This window comes from Chromobacterium sp. FG22, from assembly GCF_057809415.1.
This window is the reverse complement of the sequence record NZ_JBMDJX010000003.1, coordinates 242258-267942: the sequence shown is the minus strand read 5'-3', so window position 1 is coordinate 267942 and position 25685 is coordinate 242258. Positions and strand designations below refer to the sequence as shown.

Sequence of the window (25685 nt, the reverse complement as noted above, 5' to 3'; positions counted from 1 at the left end):
GCGACGGGGAGACGGATATGCGGGTTTTGGTGGTGGAGGACGACGCTCAGATCGGCGACGGGTTGAAAATCGGCCTGGAGCAGCTGGGCTTTGTCGCGGACTGGTTTCGCGACGGCAAGCAGGGGCTGGCGGCGCTGAGCGCCGCGCCCTACGACGCGGTGGTGCTGGACCTGGGGCTGCCGGGCATGGACGGCATGGACATCCTGTCCGCCTGGCGGCGCGGCGGCCAGGATGTGCCGGTGCTGGTGTTGACCGCGCGCGACGCGCTGGCGGACCGCGTCGGCGGCCTGGACGCCGGCGCCGACGATTATCTGGTCAAACCGTTCGCGCTGAGCGAGGTGGCGGCGCGGCTGCGCGCGCTGCATAGGCGCCGCCACGGCCAGAGCCACCCGGAATGGCGGCACGGCCGCCTCTGTCTGGATCCGGTGGCGCGCGCGGCCACGCTGGACGGCGCGCCGCTGGAGCTGACCGCGCGCGAACTGGCGCTGCTTGAGTTGCTGCTCAGCCACAAGGGGCGGGTGCTGCCGCGCGAGCTGATCGAGGACAAGCTCTACGGCTGGGGCCAGGAGCTGGAAAGCAATGCGGTGGAGGTGCATGTGCACCATTTGCGCAAGAAGCTGGGCAGCGCCTTCATCCGCACCCTGCGCGGCGTGGGCTACACCCTGGGAGATCCGGCATGAGGGGACCGCGCAGCCTGCAGGCGCGGCTATTGCTGCTGCTGTTGCTGATCGTGCCGGCCATCTGGCTGGTGGCTTCCGCCACTGCGGCCTGGCTGGCGCACGAGGAGGTGGACGAGCTGTTCGACACCCAGATGGGGCAGTTCGCCCGCCAGCTGTTGCTGGTGGAGGTCAGCGAGAATTCGCTGATCGAGCTGCCCAAGCTCAAGCACCTGCTCAAGCACGCCGACAAGGGGCAGCTGGAAAACGACGACTTCGGTCTGGCGGTCTGGGACCGTCGCGGCAATCTCTTGCTTAGCGACGGCCGCGGCCGTCGCTTCGACTTCGAGCCGGAGCGGCGCGGCTTCTACGATTACCGCGGCAAGGACAGCGATCACAACTGGCGGCTGATCTATCTGGCCGCGCCGGACGGTTCCCGGCTGGTGGCGGTGGGTCAGAAACAGGGCTTGCGCCACGAGATGGTGTTGAAGGTGGTGTCCGCCCAGCTGCTGCCGTGGCTGGTGGGCCTGCCGGTGATGCTGCTGCTGATCCTGCTGGCGGTGCGCCGCGAGCTGGGGCCGCTCAAACGCCTGGCCGCCGGCATCGCCCAGCGCGCGCCGGACGACAGCGAGCCGGTGTCGCGGGAGGTGCCGCGGGAGGTGCTGCCGCTGGTGGACGCGCTGAACGCCTTGTTCGCCCGCATCGCGGCCACGCTGGAACACGAGCGCCGCTTCACCGCCGACGCCGCGCACGAGCTGCGCACGCCGCTGGCGGCGCTGAAAGTGCAGGCCGAGGTGCTGGAGCTGCTGCCGGACGAGGGCCGCCGCCGGCACGCCATGCGGCAATTGATGTTGGGCATAGACCGCGCCACGCGCTTGGTGGAGCAGTTGCTGGCCCTGTCGCGCCTGGACCCCTTGAACGCGCCGCGCCAGGGCGAGCCCATCGCCTGGGCGGCCTTGACCGAGCGCGTGCTGGCGGAGATGGCGGCGGAGGCGGCGCTCAAGGGGGTGAGGCTGGAAACCGAATGGCGCTGCGTGCCGGAACGGGTCTTGCCCTTGAACGGAGACGAAACCCTGGTGGGCCTGATGCTGCGCAATCTGCTGGAAAACGCCGTCCGCTACGGCGCCGAGGGCGGCGAGGCGCGGCTGGTGCTGGCCGAGGACTCGGTCAGCGTGCTGGACCGCGGTCCGGGCGTGGCGGCGGAATGGCTGGAACGGATACGCGAGCGCTTCTTCCGGCCGCCGGGCCAGGACGTGGTCGGCAGCGGGCTGGGCTTGTCCATCGTCGAGCGGGTGGCGGAGCTGCACGGCCTGCGGCTGATTCTGGCCAAGCGAGACGGCGGCGGGCTGGAGGCCGGCTTGCGGCGGCGCTGAGAAGCGGTGCAAAGTCCGCTGCGCTTCGTGAGACGTGGCGCGGCGAGCGCAGCATTCGAAACGCTCATGCGGCACTCGTGCGTTCCGCTTTCTCAGCCGTTTTCGTCTTGCAGGCGAGGCTTTGAGCTGGCTCTGGGACTGCGGCAATTCGCCGCATGGGAGCAGAGGGGGAATCCGGCTATGCTGGCGATGCTGGCCCTGACGCAGCCAGCGTTCTACATTTGGTTGCGGCCCGCCGGTTTCGGCGGGCTTTCTTTTTGTCTAGCTCGGGCGTTTAGGCGCGCCGAAGCGCATCAGCCAGAACAGCGCGTTGCAGACGCCGCCGGCCATCGCGCCCAGATAGAGGTTCATCAGGTCGTTGTACAGCAGCGGCTCGGCCAGCCGGGCGTAGACGAAGGTGACCACGCTGCCGCTGAAGGCGCCGGGCAGGAAGGCGACCAGGGCCAGCAGCCAGCGCGGCCAGCCTTGCTGCCAGCCGGCGATGGGCCGGGCCAGCAGCATGCGCAGCAGGCAGAGCAGCAGGCCGAAGCCCAGCGCCGGAATCGCGCCCATCAAATAAGCCATCATCGGCACCACGCCGCTGGCCAGCAAGGCCACCAGCGGACCCAGCAGGATGAACAGGGTCAGGCCGCAGGCGAGTATTTTCAGATAGGGCGTTTTCATCCGGCGGTCGAGGTTTGGGCGGTGGCAAAAGGCCTCCAGCCTAGCAGACTGGAGGCATGGCGGCGAGAGGCCGCGCGCTCAGAGCCTGTTTACGATCTGCTGCGCGTCGTGAGACGTGGCGCGGCGAGCACAACGTCGAAATGCTCATATACCGTGTGTACACCCCGCTTTCTCCGCGGTTTTCGCCTTGTCTCGCCTTCGCTCGCAAGATCGTAAACACGTTCTCAGAACTGAAGTTGCACGCGACCCCACACTGTGCGGCCCGGCTCGTTGACCTGCAGGGTGCGGTCGTAGCCGGCCACCATCGCGCCGCCCTTGCTGACGCTTTCGGCGTAGGCCTTGTTGAACAGGTTGTCGACGCCGAACAAGAGCTTGGCGTGTTTGTTCAGCTTCATGCCGCCATCCAGCGACACCACGCCGAAGCCCGGGGTCGCGCCGATGTCGGTGCCGACGATATTGCCCTGGCCGGGCGCCACGCGGTCCTGGCGCTGCACGCCGCGCACGGTCAGGCCGGCCGCGTATTTGCCGTTGTCCCATTTCAGCGCCGCCTTGGCGTCCAGTGGCGGGGTCTGGCCCAGCGGACGGTTTTCATCGAGATTGGCGGCCCAGACCCAGGCCAGGCTGCCGGACAGTGTCCATTCCGGCGCGAAGCGCCAGCTGAGGTCGCCTTCGAAGCCGTAGCGGCGCGCGTCGATATTGCGGGCCTTGCCGCCGATGGCGCCGGCGTCGCCTTCCACCAGAATGAAGTTCTGCACGCGGCTGGCGTAGGCGGACAGCGAGCCTTGTAGCTTGTCGTCGCGGTAGAGCAGGCCGGCGTCCAGTTGGCGGTTGGTTTCGCTGTTCAGGCTGTCGTTCTTGTTGCGCTCCCAGAAGTCAGGCGCGCGTTCGGCTTGGCCCAGGCCGACGTAGCGGGTCCAACTGCCCGCCGTGTGTTCGTAACGCAGGAAGCCGGCGTTGAGCTGGTACTGGGTTTCCTGGCGCGCTTGGGCCGGCTTGCCCATGGCGGCGGCCTTGGCCTCGAACACCGCCTGGGTCTGGTCGCGGCGCAGTCCGGCAATCAGTTTGCCGCCCGCGCCCAGCGGGTGGCTGGCCTCGGCGTAGACGCCGTGATTGTCGAAGCTTTGGTTGGGCGCGCGCGGCTGGTCCGCGTATTGGCCGGCATTGACGCCTTTGCCCATGCGGCTGCGGTGGCGGTCGCTCAGCCAGTCGAAACCGGCGCTGACTTCCCAGTCGCCGAAGGCCATGTCGGCGGCCAGGCGGCCGGTGTCGGCGCTGCGGTCCGGGTTCATCGCGGAACGGCTGGCCGGCGCGGTTTGCGGGCGGAGGGAGTAGTTGTCCATCACGTGGTCGACATAGCTGTGACCCAGTTGCAGCCGCAGCGCGTCCAGCCAGCCGCTGAGGTTGCGGCGCTCGGCCTTGAAGCTCCAGGCGTCGCGGTCGAACTTGCTGCCGTCCATGCCGCGGTCCGCGTAGGCGGCCTGGCCGCGGCTGCGGTCCAGCGCCAGTTCCAGCGTGGTGTCCTGGTCCGGTGTCAGGCCGGCGATCAGGGTCTGGCTGTCGCGGTCGAAGCTGGAGTGGACCTTATTGCCCTTGCCGTCCTTGTAATCGCCGCCATGGTTGCGGCTGGCGATGGCGCGCACATAGCCCAGGCTGGAGCCGAAGGCGGCGTCGGCGTAGGCGTCGTTGCGGTCGGCGTTGCCGCCGGTCAGGCTGCCGTTGAAGCGCACGCCGGCCTCGTCGAAGCGCTTGGTCTTGCGTTCGAAGTTGACGCCGCCGCTGATCAGGCCGGGTCCGAGCTTGACGCTTTGCGGGCCCTTGACCACGTTCACCTCGTCATAGGCGTCCGGATAGAGATAGGCGGTGGGCGGGTCCATGCGGCCGCCGCAGCCGCCGAACACGAAGTTGCCGTCGGCGAGAATGGCCAGGCGGGAGCCGCCCAGGCCGCGCAGCAGCGGGTCGCCGGAGGCGCCGCCTTTGCGGATCACGTTGAAGCCGGGCAGGCCCTTGAGCAGGCCGGCGCCGTCGGCGGAGGGCAGCGGCTGACGCGGCGCGCGCGGGTCCACCGACATTTTCAGCGGCTGTTCCGCCTTGGTGGCGGTGACCAGCACTTCCTCGCCGCGGAATTCCGGCAGTTCCTGAGCAAAGGCGTGGCCGACGGCGAGCGCCAGGGGAATCGGCAGCAAATACGGTTTTTTAGTCATTTTTTAGAAACTAACGTTAACAAATTTAGAGGTGACAATTCTAAGTTGCGAGTTGCAGCGGCCCAATGCGGCAAAGTGTCGCAGCGCCCCTGTTCGGCGCATGGTGATAAAGTGTCGGCCATGATTGCCGGATTCCCCGTTTCCTCCCCCCGCCTGGGCCTGACCGCTGACATCGCGCGCTCGGCGCGGCTGATAGGCTGGCTGCGCTGGCTGATGCTGCTGCTGGGCTCCACCGTGGCCTTGGTCTGCTGGTGGCAGCACGTCTACCTGCCCTGGCCTTTGCTGTCCCAGGCGCTGCTGACGCTGGCCGCGGTCAACGTCTGCCTGCCGTGGTGGCTGCGCCGCGGCGGCGACCCCTTGCTGGCCTTGCGTTTGGGCTTGTCCGCCGATGTGCTGGTGCTGACCGAGCTGCTGGCCTTCACCGGCGGCGCGGCCAATCCGCTGGCTTCGCTGTTTTTGCCGCCGGTGCTGTTCGCCGCGCTGTTGTCGCCGGGCCTGTTCGCCTGGGCGCTGGCGCTGGCCAGCGTCGCCGCCTACGGCCTGCTGTTCGAGTGGCATCTGAGCTGGCCGGTGGACCACGGCAACGCGCTGCACATCTTCTCCATGCATCTGACCGGGATGTGGTTGAGCTTCGCGCTGTCGGCGCTGTTGATCGCCGGCTTCGTGTCCTGGCTGGCGCGGCAGCTGGCCCTGCGCGAGGCGGCGCTGGCGACGGCGCGGGAAACTCAGCTGCGCGACGAGCAATTGCTGGCGGTGGGCATGCAGGCGGCCGGCGCCGCCCACTCGTTGTCCACGCCCTTGAACACCATGACGCTGCTGGTGGACGAGTTGCTGGCCACGCGGCAGCGGGACGCAGAGCTGATGGAAGACTTGCTGCTGATGAAGGCGCAGCTGGCCAACTGCGGCAGCGCGCTGGCGCGCTTGAAGCTGGGTTCGGAGTCCGCGCCGGGGGAGACCGCGCTGTTCGCGGCCTTGGCCGAGCGCCTGGCCGGCTGGCGCTCGCTGCGGCCGGACGTGAGGCTGGACTGGCAGACGCCGCGCGGGCCGGACCCGCTGGCGACGCTGGACCCGGCGTTCTGGCCGGCGTTTTTCAATCTGATCAACAACGCGGCCGAAGCCGGCGGCGGCGAACTGACGGTGGCGGCGCGGCTGGAGCAGGGGGCCTTGCTGCTGGACATCGTCAATCATCAGGGCTGTTTGACCGAGCAGCAGCTGGAGCGCGCCGGCCTGACCCCGCTGCCGTCCGACAAGCCGGTGGGCATGGGCCTGGGCGTGATGCTGAGCCATGCGACGCTGGCGCGGCTGGGCGGTTCGCTGCGTTTGCTGAACCGGCCGGAGGGCGGCGTGCACGCGCAGGTGCGCCTGCCCTTGCTGGCGGACGATAAGGAAGGAGCCTGATGCTGGATTTTCTCTTGGTGGACGATGACGAGGCCTTCGTCGCCATTCTGGCGCGCTCCCTGAGCCGGCGCGGTTTTGAAGTGGCGGCGGCCCAAACCGCCGCGCAGGCCTTGGAATTGGCCGGCGACGCGCCGGCGCGCATCGTGCTGGATTTGAACCTGGACGGCGACAGCGGGCTGCGTCTGCTGCCGGCCTTGCTCGCCGCCTGCCCGCGCAGCGCCATTTTGATTCTGACCGGCTACGCCAGCATCGCCACCGCAGTGGAGGCCACCAAGCTGGGCGCGGTGCAGTATCTGGCCAAGCCGGCGACGGTGGACGAAATCCTGGCCGCTTTCGAACAGCAGCAGGCCAATCCCGAGCTGCCGCTGACGCCGCAGCCGATGTCGCTGCGGCGGGTGACCTGGGAGCATCTGCAACGGGTGCTCAGCGAAAACGACGGCAACATCTCCGCCACCGCCCGCGCCTTGAACATGCACAGGCGCACTTTGCAGCGAATGCTGGCGAAGAAGCCGGTGAAGAGTTGAAGCCAGGCCTGTTGCATTGCTACAGCACGGCGGCCCGGCGCCAATGGGCTGGATGCGGATTGTAGCGGTCTTTGTTCTTCAATTACCGGGTCATGACGGGGGTATAAATCCGGCTTGGCCGCGCCATCAGAAAAATTGATTGGAGCGTCCACTCTAGCCGCCGTATGGTGAATGTCCATAACCATGCCAATGGAGGGGACTACCATGCTTCGCGGACAGATGATGGACCGGCCTTTGCTGATTTCCGACTTGCTGCGTCACGCCGAAACCTACCATGGCGACACGCCCATCGTGTCGCGCACCGTGGAGGGGCCCATCCATCGCTACACCTACCGCGAGGCGGCGCGGCGCGCGCGCCAACTGGCCAATGCGCTGGCGGCGCTGGGCGTGCGCCAGGGCGACTGCGTCGGCACCCTGGCCTGGAACGGCTACCGCCATTACGAGACCTACTTCGCCGTGTCCGGCTACGGCGCGGTGTGCCACACGGTGAACCCGCGGCTGTTCGCCGAACAGATCGCCTGGATCGTCCAGCACGCGGAAGACCGGGTGCTGATGTTCGACCTGAGCTTCCTGCCGCTGGTGGAGCAGATCGCGCCGCAACTGGACACGGTGGAAGCCTTCGTGCTGATGACGGACAAGGCGCATATGCCGGCGCAGACGCCGCTGTCCAATCTCTTGTGCTACGAAGACCTGGTCAACAGCCACAGCGACCAGTACCAGTGGCCGTTGCTGGACGAAAACGCCGCGTCCAGCCTGTGCTACACCTCCGGCACCACCGGCAACCCCAAGGGCGTGCTGTTCTCGCATCGCTCCACCGTGCTGCACGCCTATGGCAGCGCCTTGCCGGACAGTTTCGACATCTCGGCCCGCGCCTGCGTGATGCCGGTGGTGCCCATGTTCCACGTCAACGCCTGGGGTCTGCCCTACAGTTGCACCATGAACGGCAGTAAGCTGGTGCTGCCCGGACCCAAGCTGGACGGCGTCAATCTGTACGAGCTGATCGAGAGCGAGCAGGTGACCGTCACCGCCGGGGTGCCGACGGTGTGGATGATGCTGTTGCAGCATTGCCAGAAGAACCATCTGAAGCTGCATTCCCTGAAGCGGGTGATCGCCGGCGGATCGGCGGTACCGGAAAGCATGATCGAACAACTGGCCGAGCACGGCGTGGAAATGCGCCAGCTCTGGGGCATGACCGAGCTGTCGCCCTGCGGTACCACCGGCACGCCCAAGCTCAAGCACGAGGGCCTGGAGCCGTCCCGGCTGCACGCGCTGCTGTCCAAGCAGGGGCGGCCGATCTACGGCGTCGAACTCCGCATCGTGGACGACGCCGGCAAGCCGCTGCCGCACGACGGCGTGGCCTTCGGCAACTTGCAGGTGCGCGGCCTGTGGGTGTTGTCGCAATACTTCCGCCGCGAACTGGATGCCAGCCACAGCGCCGACGGCTGGTTCAACACCGGCGACGTGGTGACCATAGACGCCGACGGCTTCATGCGCATCACCGACCGCACCAAGGACGTGATCAAGTCCGGCGGCGAGTGGATCAGCTCCATCGAGCTGGAAAACATCCTGGTGGGCCACCCGGCGGTGGCGGAGGCGGCGGCCATCGGCATTCCGCATCCCAAGTGGGACGAGCGGCCGCTGATGGTGGTGGTGCTCAAGCCCGGCGTCAGCGCCACGGCGGAGGAGCTGCTGGGCTTTTACGAAGGCAAGATCGCCAAATGGTGGACGCCGGACGATGTGGCCTTTGTCGAGGAGCTGCCGCACACCGCCACCGGCAAATTGCAGAAGGTGCGGCTGCGCGAGCAGTTCCGCGATTTTCGCTGGCGTTCCTGACGTCGGTCGCGGAATGGACTGGACTGAATAGAGTAATTACGCTACAGTGGCGGCTGCACTGAAAACCGTATGGTTTTGAGGTGTTAGCCCCTCGAAATGTCGGCCGGTCCGCCGGACGACGTTTCTTCCTCGTGTTGGCCCCTGCCGTTGTCAAACCGCAGGGGGTTTTTTTTGCCCGCCGTCCGGCGCGCGTCTTCCCTTGCTCCTGTGTTTGATCAAACAAAATCATAATCTGTCACAACTGTACCCATATTTGATATTTAAAACGGGTTACATCCGTTAAACTGGCCGAAGATAAACCAACAATAACAATTGGCTGCCAACGGTAAGGGGAGTGTCGCGCGGCAAGGCGGGGCATCAAAACCATGGTTGTCAATCACGCGAGAAAAAGGACTGTTATGAAATCGCTCCGTAGCCGGCTGATCGCCCTGAACGCGCTATTGATGGCGCTGTTTGGTTTGGTGCTGGTGGTCATCGTCTTCGTGCAGATGCGCACGGAAATATTGCAGGGCCTGGACCAGGAGTTCGAGGCCAGCCTGATGGGACAAAGCGCGGTGGTGACCACCTGGCTGGGCGAGAAGAAACAGCAGATTGTCGCGCAGAGCACGATGGCGTCCGAGCCCGACGCCCTCCGCTTCCTCAAGACCGGCGCCAAGGCCGGCGGTTTCAACGTCAACTACGCCGGCTACGCCGACGGCCGCTCGCTGTTTTCCGATGATTGGACGGCGCCGGCCGACTACAAGGTGGCCGACCGCGATTGGTACAAGCGCGCCAAGGACAGCGGCCAGGCGGTGGTGACCGACCCCTATCTGGACGAAGCCACCAAGAAACTGACGGTGACCATTTCCGCGCCCTTCAACCACAACGGCGCTTTCGCCGGCGTGGTGGGCGGCGACGTGATGGTGGACACGCTGGTGAAATCGGTGCTGGGCCTGAAAGTGCGCGGCAACGGCTACGCCTTCATCATGGACAAGAAGGGCACGGTGATCGCCCATCCGCAAACCGATCTGGCGCTGAAGTCCATCACCAGCGTGGCGCCGGAACTGACGCCGGAACGGCTGGCGGACATCGTCAGCCACGACCAGGCGTCGGAAGTGCAGATCGGCGGCCAGGCCATGCTGTTGTCGGCGCAGGAAATCCCCGGCACCAACTGGGTGATGGCCTTGGCGGCGGACCGCGCCACCGTGCTGGCGCCGCTGACCACGCTGCTGTACACCATCGCCGGCCTGACCGCGCTGGTGTTCGTGCTGATGATCCCGCTGGCGAGCCTGGTGATAGGCCGCATGCTGGCCGGCCTGGTGCGGCTGAAGAACGCGATGGAGGACATTTCCCACGGCGAGGGCGATCTGACCTTGCGGCTGAAGGACGACGGCCAGGATGAAATCGCCGCCACCGCGCGCGCCTTCAACACCTTCGTCGCCCAATTGGCCCAGCTGTTCCGCGGCCTGAAGCAGGACGCCGCCGGCGTGGTCAACGGGGTGCAGGACGCCAGCCAACTGGTGGCCGGCGTGGCGGACAGCTCGCGCCATATTTCCGATGTGTCCTCGTCCAACGCGGCCACGCTGGAGCAGATCACGGTGTCCATCTCCCACATCGCCGACAGCGCGCGCCAGGCCGACGAGCTGACCAGCCTGACCGGCGCCAGCCTGGAGGCCAGCGCCAGCAATATGCAAAGGCTGTCCAGCGGCATGGAGGGCACGGTGCAGTCGGTGCGCGGCCTGGAAACCATGTTGTCCTCGCTGGACAAGCGCTCTCAGGAAATTTCCGGCATCACCAATGTGATCCGCGACATCGCCGACCAGACCAATCTGCTGGCCTTGAACGCGGCGATCGAGGCCGCGCGCGCCGGCGAACAGGGCCGCGGTTTCGCGGTGGTGGCGGACGAGGTGCGCAAGCTGGCCGAGCGCACCGCCCAGGCCACGCTGGAAATCTCCAATATGGTCAGCGCCATCCGCGACGAAACCGGCCGCGCGGTCAACGACGTCAATCAGACCGTGGCCGCGGTGGACGAGGGCGTGGAGCTGACCCGCGAAGCGGTGGCCAAGATCGAGGAAATCCGCGCGTCCATGTTGGACGTGGTGGCCAAGATGAACGAGATTTCGGATTCCACCAGCGAGCAGCACAAGGCGACCACCTTGATTGCGCAAAGCTCGGAGGCGATCAACGGCCATGTGCTGGAAAACGACGACGCCTTGCAGAACGTCAGCAGCACGCTGACCGGCTTGTCGCTCAATGCCGGCAAGATGAACGCCGAGTTCGACAAATTCCGTTTGTAAAACGGCGAGAGCGAGAACACACGGCCGGGGAGCATGCTCCCCGGCCGTTTTCATAGGCGGCTCAGCCGGCCCCAGCATCCAGCCGGCAGGCAGCGTTCTTGCCGCCCCCCCAGTGAAAAGGCCGCTGCGCGTGGAAGAAATTCAGGCGGGGCACGGCAAAGGGCGTTTTCATCAAGGAGAGATGCTGGTTACTATGCGGGAGACGATATTCCGCTGATTTCAAAAAGCGCTTAATCGGAACGGGGCCGGGGCGCTTGCGTTCTGGGCGCTGAAAACTTATGACCGAACCGACTTCCCACGCCTTGCGCGCCGGCGCCTTATTGGCCGCCGGCGATCTGAACGGCGCCTTGCTGGCCGCGCAAAGCGGCTTGCAGGCCCAGGCCGACAACGCCGAATTGTGGAATCTGCTGGGCGTATGCGCGGCGCGGCTGGAGCAACTGGCCATGGCCGAGCAGTGCTGGCGTCAGGCGCTGCAATGCGATCCGCGGACGCCGGACGCCCATTACAATCTGGGCCGCTGCCTGATGGCGCAAGGCCAGTTGGCGCAGGCGGAGGCGCATTACCGTGCGGAACTGGCGCAGCGTCCGGAGCACGCGGCCTGCCAAGGCAATCTGGGCGTCTTGCTGGAGGAGGCGGGACGGCTGGACGAAGCCGAAGCCCAGTATCGGCTGGCCCTGCGGCTGCGGCCGCAGTCCGCCGTTCATTGCTTCAATCTGGGCCGTTTATTGTATCGGCTGCGGCCGGAGGAGGCCGAGGACTGCTTGCGCCGGGCGCTGGCCTGCGCGCCGGACGACGTGGACGCGCTCAATCTGCTGGGACAAAGGCTGGCGGAGCGCGGGGAGCGGGCCGAGGCGGAAACGTTGTTGCGCCGGGCGCTGGCGCTGGAGGCGAGCCATGCCGGCGCGCTGAGCAATCTGGGCTTGTTGTTGCAGGCGCAGCGGCGTTGGGCCGAGGCCGAGGCCTGCTTGAGCGCGGCGGCGGAGCGCGCGCCGGAACAGGCGCAGGTGCTGGGCAATCTGGCCCTGTGTTTGTGGCGGCAGGGGCGCAGCGAGGAGGCGGAGCCGCTGGCGCGCCGCGCCTTGGCGCTGGAGCCGTCGGACGCGGACGCTCATCAGCAATTGGCGCTGGCTCTGGCGCAGCAAGGCGGTTGGGAAGAGGCCGAAACTACGCTGCGCGCGGGGCTGGACGCTCAGCCGCTGCACGCCGGGCTGCGTCGCAATCTGGGCTATTTGCTGCTGACCCAGGGACGCTGGGGCGAGGGCTGGCCCTTGCACGAGGCGCGGCTGGAAACCGCGCCGTCGCCGGCCTTGAGCTCACCGCGCTGGAGCGGCGAGGCCTTGGCCGGCCGCCGTCTGCTGCTGTGGTTCGAGCAGGGTTACGGCGACGCCTTGCAGACGGCGCGTTACCTGCCGCTGCTGCTGGGGCGCGGGCCGGCGCGCGTGATCGTCGCCTGCCGGCCTGTCCTGCTGCCCTTGCTGCAAGCGCAGGGCTGGCCGGTGGAGTGGCTGCCGATAAGCGATCTCGCCGGTCCGTGGCCGGCACACGATTGCCATGTGTTTTCCATGAGTTTGCCCGGCCTCTTGCAGCCGGAGCCCGCGCCAGCGCCGGCCTATCTGCGCGCCGACGACGCCGGCCGCGCCGCCTGGCGCGCGCGCTTGCCGGCCGAAGGCCGCAAGCTGGGCCTGGTGTGGCGCGGCCGGCCGGAGCACGAGTTCGACCATTGCCGCTCCTTGCCGAGCCCGGAGGCGTTGCTTCCCCTGCTGGCCTTGCCCGGCGTTCAGTGGCTGGCCTTGCAGCCTGAGTTGAATCAGGCCGAGCGCGATTGGCTGCGCGCGCGCGGCGTGCCGGCCCTGGGCGATGAGTTGGCGGACTTCGCTGCCAGCGCCGCCTTGCTGGCGGAGCTGGACGGACTGGTGACGGTGGACACCGCCTTCGGCCATCTGGCCGGCGCTTTGGGGCTGCCTTGCGCCTTGCTGCTGTCGGCGCGGCACGCCGACTGGCGCTGGGGGCTGGAGAGCGAAACCACGCCCTGGTATCCGCGCCATCGTCTGTTCCGCCAAAGCGAGGCCGGGGACTGGACGGCGCCGCTGGCGCGCTTGGTGAGCGTCTTGTCGTGCGATCCGGATCTTAAGGGTTGAGCGGGGCGGGGCAATCCATCACAGCCACTTGCCCGGATTCATCAGCCGCTCCGGGTCCAGCGCGGCCTTGAGCGCGCGCATCAGCTCCAGCGCCAGCGGGTCCTTGTAGCGCTCCAGCCACTGGGGCTTGAGCTGGCCTATGCCGTGTTCGGCCGCCAGCGTGCCGCCCAGGCGGTAGACGTGGTCGTAGACGATGGCGTTGACCGCCGCCTCGTCGTCGAACAGATCGACGTTGCCGGGCCGGGTATAGCTGATGTTGTAGTGCAGATTGCCGTCGCCGGCGTGGCCGAAGGCGACGATGCGCACGCCGGGATAAGCGCGGCGCAGCGCGGCGCCGCAGTCGCGCACCAATTGCGGCAGCGCCGAGGTGGGCACGGCGATGTCGTGCTTGATGCTGGGGCCGTCCTGTTTCTGGATTTCCGAAATCTCCTCGCGCAGCAGCCACAGCTTGCGGCGCTCGGCCTCGCTTTGCGCCACCACGCCGTCGCGCGGGGTTTGCCCGGCCAGCCAGTCCAGCAGCGCCTCGTTCAGCGCGGCGTCGTCGCCGCCGTCGGACAGCTCGATCAAGAGCAGCCACGGCGCGGTGAACGGCAATTGGCCGGGGCGGTGGCGTTCGATTGCCTGTTGGCAGTCGGCCTCGATCACCTCGAAGGCTGTGAGGCGGTCGTCGAAGCGTTGGCGCAGGCCGTTGAGCCAGACGATGGCGGTTTCGATGTCGTCCACGCCGATCAGCGCGGTGGCGCGGGCGCTGGGCAGCGGAAACAGCTTCAGCGTGGCGGCGGTGATCAGGCCCAGCTGTCCCTCGGCGCCGATGAACCATTGCTTGAGGTCCAGGCCGGTGGTGTCCTTGCGCAGGCCGGCCAGCGCGTCCAGCACCCGGCCGTCCGGCAGCACCACTTCCAGGCCCAGCGTCAGTTCGCGCATGGTGCCGTAGCGCAGCACCGCGACGCCGCCGGCGTTGGTGGACAGATTGCCGCCGATCTGACAGCTGCCTTCCGAGGCCAGCGACAGCGGAAACAGCCGTCCGGCCTGTTCCGCCGCCAGCTGCACCTCGCGCAGCGTGGCGCCTGCCTCCACGGTGACGGCGTTGTTGTCCGAGTCCAGCTTGCGCACGGCGCGCAGCCGCCGCATCGCCACCACCAGTTGGCGGCCGCTGGCGTCCGGCGTGGCCGCGCCGCAGGTGGAGGTGTTGCCGCCCTGCGGCACGATGGCCACCTGATGGCGGCGGCAGAGCTTGACCAGCTCGGCCACCTCGGCGGTGCTGCCGGGCAAGGCCACCGCCAGCGGGCGGCCCTGGTAGCGGCGGCGCCAGTCCAGCGTGTAGGGCGCGGTGTCGGCGGCTTCGGTCAGCAGATGGGCGGGGCCGATCAGGGACGCGGCGGCTTGGAGAAAATCGTGCATGTCAGAAAGGGCCTCCGGCCGCGCGCAGCAGATCGGGCAGGCCGTCGTGATCGCCCTGCGGGCGCTCGGGCGCGTCGCTCCAGTGCTGCGGGCCGATGGCGGCGTTGCGCGCCGGGTGCAGCGGGTAGTGCACCTGATTGTCGTCGCGGTTGACGTCGCCGACGCAGAGCAGGCGCACCGGCTTATCGCTATTGTTGATGAAGGTGTGGGCGAGGCCGGTGCCGGCCTTGAAGCCGACCGAGTCGCCGGGCCGCAGCCGGTGCAGCGCGCCGTCCAGCCAGACGTCGGGCTCGCCCTCCAGCACGTGGACGAATTCGTCCTCGGTTTTTTCCGCGTGCGGCCAGCTGGTGCGTTGGCCCGGCTCCAGCAGTTCGTGATGGATGCCGAGGCGGGCGAAGCCGTAATGCTTGCCCAGCGCCGCGCCGCGCGCCAGCGGCTCCCGGCTGTCGGGATAGCTTTGCGAGCGGGCTTCGATCAGCTCGCTCCAGTGTCGGATGCAATCGGGACGGGACGACATGGCGGGGCTCCGTGGGGGCTTAGTCGGGAATGTCCGGCGCCATCAGCACATCGGGGTGCTGCCAGCCCGGCTGCTGGGCGATGCGTTCCAGCCAGGCCCGGACTTGAGGCCAAGCGGCGATATCCAGGCCGGCGTCGGCCAGCCACCACAGATAGGCGCTGGCGGACAGGTCGGCGATGCTCAGCCGCTGGCCGGCCAGATAGGGCTGTTCGGCCAGGGCGGCGTCCAGGGCGTCCAGATCGGCGCGCGCGCGTTGCTCCAGCCAGGCTTCCACCTCCGGCTGAGGCAGCCGGTTCATCCGCGACCAGCGCAGATTGGGCACCGACAGGCCGACGCGGTTGGCTTCCCAACTCAGCCATTCGCGCACGGTCTCGCGGCTGCCGTGCTCGCCGCTGAGCTGGCCGAAATTATTGGCCAGCCATTGCAGGATGGCGTTGGACTGGCACAGCGCGGTGCCGTCGGCCACCAGCACCGGCACTTCGCCGAAACGGCTGGCGGCGCGGAAATCCTCCGGCCGCTGTTCGCGCGGCAGCTCCAGGTCCACATGGACGTAATCATGGGAAACATCGGCCAGCATCAGCGCCAGGCGCACCTTGTAGCTGTGGCCGGACAGTCGGTTGCCGTAAAGAGTCAGTGTGGTCATGAGTGTCAGGGTCGGTGAGAAGTATCGCTAGCCGATGATACCGCCGTTGCGCCGCGGCGCGAACCCAGCCAAGCCAGCGCAAAGGCCAGCGGCACAGAGAACAGCGCCGGGTTGGCGTAGGGAAACAGCGGCTTGGCGTGGCCCAGCGCGCCCACCCATACCGCCGGGCCGGCCACGATCAGCGCCGCCGCCGCGGCCAGCCCGCCCAGGCTGCCCCACAGCGCGCCGCGCGCGCTGAGGCCGGGCCAGTGCAGGGCCAGCAACAGCACCGGAAAATTGGCCGAGGCGGCGATGGCGAAGGCCAGGCCCATCAGGAAGGCGATGTTCTGCTGCTGGAACAGCGTGGACAACAGCAGGGCCAGCAGGCCCAGGCCGACGGTGGCCCAGCGCGACACCCGCAATTCGGCGTGGGCGTCGACGCGGCCGCGCCGCCACCAGACCGCGTAGAGATCGTGACTGATGGCGCTGGCGCCGGCCATGGCCAGGCCGGACACCACCGCCAGGATGGTGGCGAAGGCCACCGCCGCCACCAGGCCCTGCCAGGCCGGCCCGCCCAGCAAGGTGGCCAGGTGGATGGCGGCCATATTGCCGCCGCCCAGCAGTTTGCCGGCGGCGTCGTGGAAGCTTGGCTCCGGCCCCACCAGCGCCAGCGCGCCGTAGCCGATGACGATGTTGACGGCGAAGAACAGCGCGATCAGGCCGGTGGCGAAGCAGGCGGACTGGCGCGCGGCGCGGCGGTCAGGCACGGTGAAGAAGCGCATCAGCACATGGGGCAGGCCCAGCAGGCCCAGGCAAAGGCCCAGGCCCAGCGACAGCACTTCCAGCGGATCGCTCAGCGCCGGGCTGGGCAGGAAGGCCTGCGGCCCGCGCAAGGCCTCCACGGCGGCGAACAGCCGCGCAGGATCGCCGCCGAAGCGCCCCAGCACGCCGCCGGCCAGCAACAGCGCGCAGCCGAACATCAGCACCGCCTTGACCATCTGCACCCAAGTGGTGGCCAACATCCCGCCCAGCGCCACGTAGAGCACCATCAGCGCGCCCACCAGGCTCACCGCGGCCAGATAGGGCAGGCCGAACAGCAGCTCGATCAGCTTGCCGGCGCCCACCATCTGCACGATCAGGTAGAACAGCGTCACCGTCAGCGAGTTGACGCTGGCGGCCAGCCGCACCCCGTCGTGGTCGAAGCGCCGGCCCAGCACCGCGGCGGCGGTGTAGCAGCCGCTGCCGCGCAGCTTTTCCGCCAACAGCAGCAGCAAGAGCGGCCAGCCGGCCAGGGTGCCGACGGCGTAGGCCAGGGAGTCGTAGCCCTGGGACAGATACAGGCCGGCGGCGCCGAGGAAGGCCGCCGCGGACAGGTAGTCGCCGGCCAGCGCCAGCCCGTTCTGCCAGCCGCGGATGCGGCCGCCGGCGGTGTAGAAATCGCCGGCCGAGGCGGTGCGCCGCGCGGCGGCGGCGGTGATGGCCAGGGTCAGCAGCACGAACAATAGGAAAAAGGCGGACGCGTGGTTCATGCGCGCTCCGAGTCGTCGGCGCGGCCGGCGGCCAGCGCGTAGCCGGCGGCCAGCAGGAAGAACAGCAGGAACATGGCCAGCGCCAGCAGAACGGACGCCGGCCAGCCGGCGAGTTTGGCTTCCAGCCAGGCCGGACGCAGCGCCAGCAGCAGATAGTAGCCAAGGCAGCCGGCGGCGGCGATCCAGGCCAGCCGGCGGGAGAGGGGGGGAGTGGCAGTGGGCTGGCCCATGAGGGATTACGCAAGAAGTCTAAACCGAACAGTTTAGCGCATCGGCGGGCCGGGCAGGGAGATCGGACCCTGCCCGGCGGCGGGCCAGGTGAATCAGCCTGCGAGCGGACGATACAAGTGATAACGGCCGCTTTGTCGTTCCACTAGCAACAGCAACGGCGGCAGTGATGGGACCGGGGTCTCAATGGAGCGGCGGTTGCGGCTTACCGGCACGCCTTCCGGCAGGCGTTGCTGAAAATGGTCAGAGCGGTTGGCGGCGGCCTTCAGCGTTTGGTAGTCGCGCTCGAAACCGGCAGGGTCGCTGTCCGCCTTGCCCAGGAAGGAGACGAACTGGGCGATGGAGTCGGCGTTCTTGAGCCCTTTGAACGCAATGTTGATGTTATCGATCTGCGGCAGGTCGGCGCCGCCGTAGCGGCTATCCTTCTCGATATGCTTATTGGCGAGGTTGATCAGTTCGAATACATCGACATCGCCGACGCGGGCCTGCTTTTGCGTACCGACATAAGCGAAGTCCAGCGTGTTGGGGCCGCCATGCGACAGCTCGTGGATCAGTACATCGGCGACCGCGCTCGGGTTTTTGCCCATCCGTTCGTAATAGGCGTAGAAGCCATCGCGGCCAACATTGATGATTTTTGATTTGGGCTTGCGGCCCAGCATCTGGTATTGCTCCCTGGAGAGTTCCGCCACCGTGGTGGGAGAGCCGACCCGGCTGTCGAAATTGAAGTTGGCGGTATCGATGCGCGCCAGATCGCTCTGGATCTGGTCCAGATATTTGCCCAGCTGCGCCAAGCGTTTCGGGTCCTGATGGAAGGTTTTGCCGAAATAGGCCTCCTCCGCCAACTGGACTTGGGGGCGAAGGTCGGAGCGGTTCAAGGCCTGGATCGCATTGGCGATTTTGGTTTGCGCAACCGGCAGCGCCTTGCCTATGGCCTTGCGCGCGGCGCGGATTTTCAGCGGCTTGCCGATGATAGGCATGTCAACCAGTTTGAACGCGGGATTGTCCCGGCTGGCTGGTTTGGCCAATTCCACCTCGACGCGCTTGCCGTGGGCGCTCAGCTCGATCTGCAGATTGCGGGCGTCCCCAAGCTGCACTTGCTTGCCGTGCCGTTGAACGGGGTAGTACTGCTGGTCGATGGCCAGGACGTATTGGCCATCGCCGGTGCGCTGGATGCCGAAGTGATTGGGCGTGGAAAGCTGGCGCTCGTCCAGGGCCAGCGGCGCGATGTCGTGCTTGGTGATGGCCGCGCGCAGTTCGGGAGTGGCCTGTCGCGTGAGCCCGTGCTTGATATGCCATTCGCCCAGACGATTTTCCACTTCCAGGGGCGCGGCGTCAGGCCGGCGGGCATCGTAGATGTATTCCTTGCCGGTGGCGAGTTCATGACGGTAAGGCACCAGGCGGCCAAACAGCTCGATGGCTTCAAGCCGTGCCGGTTGCGCAGTGAAGGAATTGTGAACGCTGTAGACATGAGGCGTGTTCGCGCTGCTGGAGCGATGCAAGTGATGCGGACCCAGCGCCAGTTTATGGGCGGCCAATTGTTCCTGCTTGCTGAAGTGCCGGAATTTGCCATCGCCCAGCAAGCGCCATTCCTGTGCGAGATGGTTGAAATAGACTTCGCGGTTAGCGAACTTTCCCTGCTGCTTGGCCGGGATTTGCGCAAAGCTGCGGCCATCCTTCTCCAACAAGGCGACGTCATGGTGTTTGCCGTTGGCTTTGAGTTTGATGTGGTTACGACCGTTTTTGAGATGGAATGCCGGCAGGTCTATTCCTGAAGCCTTGCCGCCAGGCTGGGGCGCGGTTTGCAAGCGCTGCCGCTCGGCATGGCTCATCCCATCAATGCTGAAGCGGGCTTGTTGGGTCACTTGCTGCAACAGGTTGAGTTCTTCTTCCCGCGAGGTGGGTTTGCCTTCCAGATCATTGGCTGCATGCTCCAGCAGAGGGCCGACGATGTATTGCGCGATGGCCAAGGGCTGGCTGCCTGGCAGCAGCGTCAGGACTTGCGAGGTGATGGCATCGACTTTCTCGGTGATGTCGGTGATGGCCGAGATCTCCTCGGACGTGGCGCAGCCGCGGCCCTGTCTCCAGCTGTCGACATGCTTGCTTTCCGTGGCCAGTGCGGTGATGGGGTTGCGCAAGGTTTTGCCGATTTGGCGCAGCACTTGGGCGAAGGACAGATTCTCGCCTTCGTTCATGCAGGAAAAATCAAACATCTTAACGATCTTGACGTCGTCAGGCGCAGCGGTCGTGGTCGTGGTCTTGGGTTTGGGAACGACGTGGCGCGCTTGGCGGAGCAGGGGCGTTTCCGGCGGTGGAGGCGCGGAGCGGGAAGAGGGCTGGCTGTGGGCCTGGACCAGCGCCGAGGGGAGGGCGGATGGCGCGGAGGACGCTGGAAGCAATGGCGATTCGCGGTTGAGAAGGGGTTGGACCCCGGCCTGGACATACAGGCCGCTCAGCAGAACGTTTTTCAAGGTGAGGGGAAAGGCGGGGGGCGAAAGCGTGGATGCCGACGAATCGGGTGCATTGCGTATTTGTTTCACCTGAGCAAACAGATTTTCCGTTTCACGGCGTTCTGCCGGGGTTTTTGCGTTGGCGAGCAGTTGCGCTTCAATCGGGCTAGGCTGCTGGGAGGGGCGACTTGAGAAGAAGGGAATGGAAGGCATATGGCGGTCCTGTGCGGTGAGGGCGATCTCGGGCATCGCGACAGGGGGCAATACTAGAGACAGGCTTGGAGCCTGCCTCTCAAAAAGTGTCCATACGCCGTCTTGGTCTTGTTTCGTTGCAGCAGTCATGGACTGCGCATAAGCATCTGGAGACCTTGCTGGAAATCGCGCTGGCGCAGCAGGGGGCCAAGCCGGCGCGGCTCAAGCGCATCGGCCGGTAGCCCGAGGCCGAGGCCGTCGACGAGCGAGTGTCACCCCAGCAGCAGCGCGACGTAGAGCCGGAAACGGTCCTCGTGACGCTGCAGGTCCAGTCCGGTGATGTCGGCGATGCGGCCCAGCCGGTAGTCCAGCGTGTTGCGGTGGATGTGCAGCGCCCGCGCGGTGGCGCCGGGGTGGGACTGGTGGGCGAACCAGGCCTCGGCGGTGCGGCGCAGTCCGCTTTTGCCGGCCTGTTCCAGCCTTTGCAGCGGCTGCCGCAATTGCTGGGCCTGCCAGCCGTGATCCAGGCCGGACAGCAGCACCGGCAGCGCCAGTTCGTAATAGCTGTGCGCCCGCCGCTTGGGCTGCCGTTGCCGGCCGATGCGCGCGGCGGCGCGGGCGCTGAGACAGGATTGGGCCGCGCCGTCCCGCCCCGGCAGCGCAATGCCCATGCCCAGGCGGAAGCCGGGCGCCGCCGTTTCTTCCAGCCAGGCGGCCAGCGCGCGCAGCCGGCGTTGCAGCAGCGCTTCGCGCTCGGCTTCGCCTTCCTCCTCGCAAGCCTCCACCAGCACCAGCTCGTAAGGGCCGGTGGCCGCGCTCAGCAAGCGCGGCCAGCGCGCCGCCAGCGCCGATTGCAGCTGTTGCAGCGCCGCCTGGGCCTGATCGGCGGCCAAGCCCTCTTCGTCCAGTTGCAGGCTCAGCGCCACATGATGCTGTTCCAAGCGCAGCCCCAGGCGCTGCGCCCAGGCGTCCAGCGCCGCGCCGGGCTCGCCGCGTATCCATTCCAGCACAAAGGCTTCGCGTTGGCGCGCGTCGTGTTGCAGCGCCCGCTGCAATTGCGCCTGCTCCAGAATCATCTCGGCGGTCAGCCGCACCAGTTCGCCGAACTGGCGAACCTGCTCCGGCTGGCCGGTCAGGCCGACCACGCCCGCGATGCGGCCGTTCACGTGCAAGGGCAGATTGATGCCGGGACGGGAGCCGTGCAGCTTGCCGGCGGTGGCCTCGTCTATCTCCACCGTGCGTCGTTGCGCCAGCGCCAGCAGCGCGCCGTCGTGCAACTGCCCCAGCCGGCCTGCGTCGCCGCTGCCCAGAATCGCGCCTTGGGCGTCCATCACGTTCACGTTGAACGGAATGATGCGCATGGTGCGGCTGACGATGTCCTGCGCGAGTTCGGCGGTCAGAATGGGCATGGCGCGTCCAGGGTTTGTGCGTTTGCATAATATATTCCGGCAATTCCCGCGCATAAACCAGACGTCTGCACGAAGTATTTTCCGTTGGCGCTGACCAGAATGAGCGACGCGATACAAAAACAATATTCATCAGAACCAAGGAGACGCGCCGGAGGGAGAGCCCCCGCGCGCAGAGGAGATGGATGTGAACCCTAGCGATACCCTGAGCGCGCCGCGGCAGGACATTCTGGCCGGCGCTTACAAGAAAGCCGTTTGGCGGCTGATTCCCTTCATTTTCGTTTGTTATCTGTTCAACTACCTGGACCGCGTCAACGTCGGCTTCGCCAAGCTGGAGATGCTGGACGCGCTGGGCTTGAGCGAAACCGTCTACGGCCTGGGCGCCGGCATTTTCTTCATCGGCTATGTGCTGTGCGGCGTGCCCAGCAATCTGATGCTGCACAAGGTGGGCGCGCGGCGCTGGATCGCCTTGCTGATGCTGGTGTGGGGCACCTTGTCCGCTTGTCTGATGTTCGTGTCCACGCCGCAGTCCTTCTACACGCTGCGCTTTTTCACCGGCGTGGCCGAGGCCGGCTTCTTTCCCGGCATCGTGCTGTACTTCACCCGCTGGTTTCCGGCCGACAAGCGCGGCCAGGTGATGGCGCTGTTCATGTCGGCCATCCCGGTGTCCGGCGTGTTGGGCGGGCCGCTGTCCGGCTGGATGCTGCAGCATTTCGCCGCCGGCCAAGGCGGCCTGGCCGGCTGGCAGTGGCTGTTCCTGCTGCAAGGCCTGCCCACGGTGTTGCTGGGCCTGGGCGTGTATTTCTATCTGAACGACGGTATCGCCGAGGCGCGCTGGCTGAGCGCGGAAGAGAAAGCGGCGATGCGGCAGGCGCTGATCGACGACGAGGCGCGGCGCTCGGCGCAGCGGCCGGTGGAGCAGTCCTTCGCCAGCGTGCTGCGCAACGTCAATGTGTGGATGTTGGGCGCGATCTATTTCGCCATCCAGATGGGGGTGTACGCGATCAACTTCTGGCTGCCGTCCATCATCAAGGGCCTGGGTTTCCAGAGCGCCGGCGTCATCGGCTGGCTCAGCGCGCTGCCTTATCTGGCCGCCTGCTTCTTCATGGTCTGGGTCGGCCGTTCCGGCGACCGGCGCGGAGAACGCCGCTGGCACGTGGTGCTGCCGCTGCTGATGGGCGTGCTGGGCTTGCTGATGGCGGCCAATAGCGGCGGCGCGGTCTGGCTGTCCATGCTGGGCCTGAGCCTGGCCACCATGGGCGCGCTGGCCGGCCTGTCCATGTTCTGGCCGCTGCCCACCGCCTTTCTCGGCAGCGCGGCCGCCGCCGGCGGGCTGGCCTTGATCAATTCGCTGGGCCAGGTGGCCGGCTTCGTCAGCCCCTTCCTGGTGGGCTGGATCAAGGACCTGACTCACAGCACGGATCCGGCGCTGTACATTCTGTCCGGCGTGATGCTGGCCGGCGCGCTGCTGGTGCTGCGGATTCCGCCGCGGCTGGTCAATCGCTAATATCTTGCCATCGTCGTCTCTTGTGATTGAAAACCGCATGAAAATCGTGATTGCCCCGGACTCCTACAAGGAAAGCCTGAGCGCGCTGCAGGTGGCCCAGGCGATAGAGGACGGCTTCCGCCAAGTGTTTCCCGCCGCCCGCTACCACAAGCTGCCGATGGCGGACGGCGGCGAGGGCACGGTGCAGGCGATGCTGGACGCCCTGGGCGGCCAGTGGCGCGAGGCGTCGGCGCGAGGCCCGCTGGGCGAGACCTTGTCCGCGCGCTACGGGCTGACCGCGGACGGCGTGGCGGTGATAGAAATGGCCGCCGCCAGCGGCCTGGCCTTATTGCCGCCGGAACGGCGCAACCCCTTGCTGACCGGCAGCCACGGCACCGGAGATCTGATCCGCGACGCGCTGGACGCCGGCGCGCGCCGCTTTGTGCTGGGCATAGGCGGCAGCGCCACCAACGACGGCGGCGCCGGCATGTTGCAGGCGCTGGGCGCCAGGCTGCTGGACGCGGACGGAGGCGAGCTGCCGGCCGGCGGCGCGGCCTTGGCGAGCCTGGCGCGGCTGGATCTGTCCGGACTGGACCCGCGGCTGGCGGCCTGCCGCATCGACGTGGCCTGCGACGTGGACAACCCCCTGACCGGCCCGCGCGGCGCGTCGGCGGTGTTTGGGCCGCAGAAGGGCGCGACGCCGGCGATGGTGGCGGCGCTGGATGCGGCTTTGGCGCATTTCGCGGTCTTGATGGAGGGCGAGTCGGGCGTGGCCGCGACCGAGGCGGCCGGGGCCGGCGCGGCCGGCGGCATGGGCGCCGCGCTGCTGGCCTGCCTGGGCGGCCGGCTGCGTTCCGGCAGCGCCATCGTCGCCGAGGCCGTCGGCCTGGACGCGGCGTTGGCCGACGCCGATCTGGCGGTGACCGGCGAAGGCCGCATCGATAGCCAGAGCGTGCAAGGCAAGACGCCGATAGGCGTCGCCCGCGTCGCTCGGCGTCATGGGGTGCCGGTGCTGGCGATAGGCGGTTGTCTGGGCGCGGGCAGCGAGCTGATCCACGCGCACGGGCTGGACGCGGTGTTCGCCGCGGTCAGCCGGCCGTGCAGCCAGGAACAGGCCTTGGCCGAGGCCGCGGACAATGTCAGCCGCGCCGCGCGCAACGCGGCGGCGGCGCTGGCGCTGGGCATGAAGCTAGGTTCTCAGAAACGCTCGAAGTCCGGCACATAACGCCACTGCCCGGCCGCCAACTGGCCTATCGCCAGCCGGCCGATGCGGATGCAGCGCAGCGCCAGCGGGCTGACGCCCAGGCCGGCGCAGATATCGTCCAGCCAGCGCGCGTCGCGCGCCGCGAGCACCAGGCGCAGTTGTCGGTCGCTCTGGCGCGAGACTTTGAGTTCGCGCGGCGGCTTGCCGCCGGGGCGCAGGCCGCTCTGTCTTTGTTGCAGTTCGGCGGCGGCGGGCGCGGCGTCGACATTGATCAGGAATTCCAGCTGGCAATCGGCCAGCCGCTGCGCCAGCTTGCGGTCCTGGGTCAGCGCCACCAGGCCGTGGGCGCGGTCGGCGACGGCGCCGACACCTTGCAGATGCTGGCGATGGCGCGGCAGCCAGCTCAGCCCGCTGACGTCGCCCGGCATCTGGCTGTCCGGGCCCAGCAGGGACAGCGGCTCGGCGCCGGCCGGCTTGTGCAGCAGCAGGGTGACCGCCGCGTCGCGCTGCGCGTCGGGCCGGCCCAGGAGTTCGACGCGCTGCTGCGGCTCCACCCGGCTGCCCAGCGCGGTGACGATCTGGCCGTCCACTTTCACCAGACCCTGCTCGATGCAGGCGTCGGCTTCGCGCCGCGTGCACAGGCCCAGTTCCACCATGCGTTTTGAAAGTCGGATTGCGGTGTCGCTCATTGTGTCAGGCCTTGAATGCGGGGTTCGGGCGGCGATTATCCCCTTTGCCGGCGTGGCCGACAAATTTGACGAATCAGGTATCCTTCTCGTCTGTCACTGCCGCGGAACCGCCGCGCAGATTCATTTTGGAGACGCCGTGAATATACTGATCATTGGAGCGAGCCGGGGCCTTGGCAAGGCTTTTGTGGAAGGATTGGGGCGGGAGGGCGACCGCGTGATCGGCGTTTCCAGGCGCAGGCCGGAAGACCTGAAGCCGCCGGCCGGCGTTGCGCTGGACTGGATAGAGGCCGATTTGTCCAAGCCGGTGCTGGCCGTGGAGCAAGTGATGAGCGCGCTGCCGGAACGGCTGGACGTGGTGATGTGCAATGTGGGGATCTGGGAGCGGGAGGCGTTTGAGTCCTCCTATGCGTTTTCCCGCTGTTCGGATCTGGAGCTGATGGAAGTGGTCCAGGTCAATATCGCTTCGACGATTCTGCTGCTCAAACATCTGCTGCCGCGGATGTCGGGCGCAGCCAAGCCGCAGCTCATCCTGACGGGGTCGACTTCGGGCCTGCCGCGCAGCGGCCGTCCCGAAGTGGCTTTCGCCGCCAGCAAGTTCGCCTTGAGCGGCATGGCCGACGCGCTGCGGGAGGAGTACCGCGCGCAGCGCCTGGCCGTGACCTGCCTGCAATTGGGCTACCTCAATACGGAGGACGATTTGTCCGTGCCCCGCGAACACGCCGCCGAGCGCGGCGCCGGCCAGCTGATCCCGCTGCACGACGTGGTGAGTCTGACGCGCGCCTTGCTGAATTTGTCCGACGCCTCCTTTGCGCGGGAAATCGTCCTGCCCGCTATCCTGGACGAGCGCTTCTGAATGCGGACAAGCGACGCTGGCCCCGATGACGGGTCGTTTAAATGGCCGA

20 protein-coding genes are annotated in these 25685 nt (G+C 67.2%); 10 read left to right on the top strand and 10 right to left on the bottom strand.

The genetic code is table 11. From position 1 onward, the window contains the following. Positions 1-17 precede the first annotated feature (17 nt). Complete coding sequence (locus ACODSD_RS04780) at positions 18-680, top strand: response regulator (RefSeq protein WP_107800668.1); 663 nt, start codon at positions 18-20, stop codon at positions 678-680. Next, complete coding sequence (locus ACODSD_RS04775) at positions 677-2029, top strand: ATP-binding protein (RefSeq protein ID WP_227105077.1); 1353 nt, start codon at positions 677-679, stop codon at positions 2027-2029. Before ACODSD_RS04780 ends, ACODSD_RS04775 begins: the two co-directional genes overlap by 4 nt. A 261-nt stretch (positions 2030-2290) precedes the next feature. On the opposite strand, the gene ACODSD_RS04770 is transcribed toward ACODSD_RS04775, so the two are convergent. Next, positions 2291-2692 carry a hypothetical protein gene (locus tag ACODSD_RS04770; RefSeq protein ID WP_107800666.1) on the bottom strand — a complete coding sequence of 134 codons (402 nt, stop codon included), beginning with the start codon at positions 2690-2692 and terminating at the stop codon, positions 2291-2293. Positions 2693-2916: 224 nt separating this feature from the next. After that, entirely contained in the window at positions 2917-4893 is a 1977-nt protein-coding gene (locus ACODSD_RS04765) for a TonB-dependent copper receptor (RefSeq protein ID WP_488876894.1), read from the bottom strand. A 120-nt stretch (positions 4894-5013) separates the two neighbouring features. Here ACODSD_RS04765 and ACODSD_RS04760 point away from each other — a divergent pair, with 120 nt between their 5' ends. The 5 genes from ACODSD_RS04760 (at position 5014) to ACODSD_RS04740 (ending at position 13062) form a co-directional block, all read left to right on the top strand. Then, positions 5014-6291, top strand: a complete 1278-nt coding sequence (locus tag ACODSD_RS04760; RefSeq protein ID WP_227105070.1) for an ATP-binding protein — start codon at positions 5014-5016, stop codon at positions 6289-6291. After that, the gene (locus ACODSD_RS04755) at positions 6291-6815 is read left to right on the top strand and encodes a response regulator transcription factor (RefSeq protein ID WP_107800663.1); all 525 of its coding nucleotides are present in this window, start codon (positions 6291-6293) and stop codon (positions 6813-6815) included. Before ACODSD_RS04760 ends, ACODSD_RS04755 begins: the two co-directional genes overlap by 1 nt. 204 nt (positions 6816-7019) lie before the next feature. Next, positions 7020-8648, top strand: a complete 1629-nt coding sequence (locus ACODSD_RS04750) for a 3-(methylthio)propionyl-CoA ligase (RefSeq protein ID WP_264372987.1) — start codon at positions 7020-7022, stop codon at positions 8646-8648. A gap of 398 nt (positions 8649-9046) precedes the next feature. Then, on the top strand, positions 9047-10924 hold the full coding sequence (locus tag ACODSD_RS04745; protein WP_488876893.1) for a methyl-accepting chemotaxis protein: 1878 nt from the start codon (positions 9047-9049) through the stop codon (positions 10922-10924). Between the two features lie 278 nt (positions 10925-11202). Beyond that, entirely contained in the window at positions 11203-13062 is a 1860-nt protein-coding gene (locus ACODSD_RS04740) for a tetratricopeptide repeat protein (protein WP_488876892.1), read from the top strand. An 18-nt stretch (positions 13063-13080) separates the two neighbouring features. Here ACODSD_RS04740 and ACODSD_RS04735 read toward each other — a convergent pair whose 3' ends face one another. From ACODSD_RS04735 to ACODSD_RS04705, 7 genes are all read right to left on the bottom strand, one after another. Beyond that, positions 13081-14463 carry an FAD-binding oxidoreductase gene (locus ACODSD_RS04735; protein WP_488876891.1) on the bottom strand — a complete coding sequence of 461 codons (1383 nt, stop codon included), beginning with the start codon at positions 14461-14463 and terminating at the stop codon, positions 13081-13083. Position 14464: 1 nt separating this feature from the next. After that, positions 14465-14980, bottom strand: a complete 516-nt coding sequence (locus ACODSD_RS04730) for a cupin domain-containing protein (RefSeq protein WP_107800656.1) — start codon at positions 14978-14980, stop codon at positions 14465-14467. A 19-nt stretch (positions 14981-14999) separates the two neighbouring features. Beyond that, on the bottom strand, positions 15000-15623 hold the full coding sequence (locus tag ACODSD_RS04725) for a glutathione S-transferase family protein (protein WP_227105058.1): 624 nt from the start codon (positions 15621-15623) through the stop codon (positions 15000-15002). A gap of 5 nt (positions 15624-15628) precedes the next feature. Continuing rightward, on the bottom strand, positions 15629-17131 hold the full coding sequence (locus tag ACODSD_RS04720; RefSeq protein WP_488876890.1) for a sodium:solute symporter family transporter: 1503 nt from the start codon (positions 17129-17131) through the stop codon (positions 15629-15631). Then, the gene (locus tag ACODSD_RS04715) at positions 17128-17361 is read right to left on the bottom strand and encodes a DUF485 domain-containing protein (protein WP_486635909.1); all 234 of its coding nucleotides are present in this window, start codon (positions 17359-17361) and stop codon (positions 17128-17130) included. Before ACODSD_RS04715 ends, ACODSD_RS04720 begins: the two co-directional genes overlap by 4 nt. 93 nt (positions 17362-17454) lie before the next feature. Then, positions 17455-20019 (bottom strand): hypothetical protein, encoded by a 2565-nt coding sequence (locus ACODSD_RS04710; RefSeq protein WP_488876889.1) that lies wholly within the window; start codon positions 20017-20019, stop codon positions 17455-17457. A gap of 251 nt (positions 20020-20270) precedes the next feature. Continuing rightward, positions 20271-21407 carry a sugar diacid recognition domain-containing protein gene (locus ACODSD_RS04705; RefSeq protein WP_107800650.1) on the bottom strand — a complete coding sequence of 379 codons (1137 nt, stop codon included), beginning with the start codon at positions 21405-21407 and terminating at the stop codon, positions 20271-20273. A gap of 184 nt (positions 21408-21591) precedes the next feature. On the opposite strand from ACODSD_RS04705, the gene ACODSD_RS04700 reads away from it, so the two are divergent. After that, complete coding sequence (locus ACODSD_RS04700) at positions 21592-22911, top strand: MFS transporter (RefSeq protein ID WP_227105050.1); 1320 nt, start codon at positions 21592-21594, stop codon at positions 22909-22911. A gap of 37 nt (positions 22912-22948) precedes the next feature. Next, positions 22949-24115: a glycerate kinase gene (locus tag ACODSD_RS04695; RefSeq protein WP_488876888.1), complete on the top strand. Its 1167-nt coding sequence runs from the start codon at positions 22949-22951 to the stop codon at positions 24113-24115. Here ACODSD_RS04695 and ACODSD_RS04690 read toward each other — a convergent pair. Next, on the bottom strand, positions 24088-24783 hold the full coding sequence (locus tag ACODSD_RS04690) for a S4 domain-containing protein (RefSeq protein WP_488876887.1): 696 nt from the start codon (positions 24781-24783) through the stop codon (positions 24088-24090). The genes ACODSD_RS04695 and ACODSD_RS04690 overlap by 28 nt on opposite strands. Before the next feature lie 136 nt (positions 24784-24919). Here ACODSD_RS04690 and ACODSD_RS04685 point away from each other — a divergent pair, with 136 nt between their 5' ends. Beyond that, positions 24920-25636, top strand: coding sequence for an SDR family NAD(P)-dependent oxidoreductase (locus ACODSD_RS04685; protein ID WP_488876886.1), 717 nt, complete (start codon positions 24920-24922; stop codon positions 25634-25636). Positions 25637-25685: the final 49 nt, after the last annotated feature.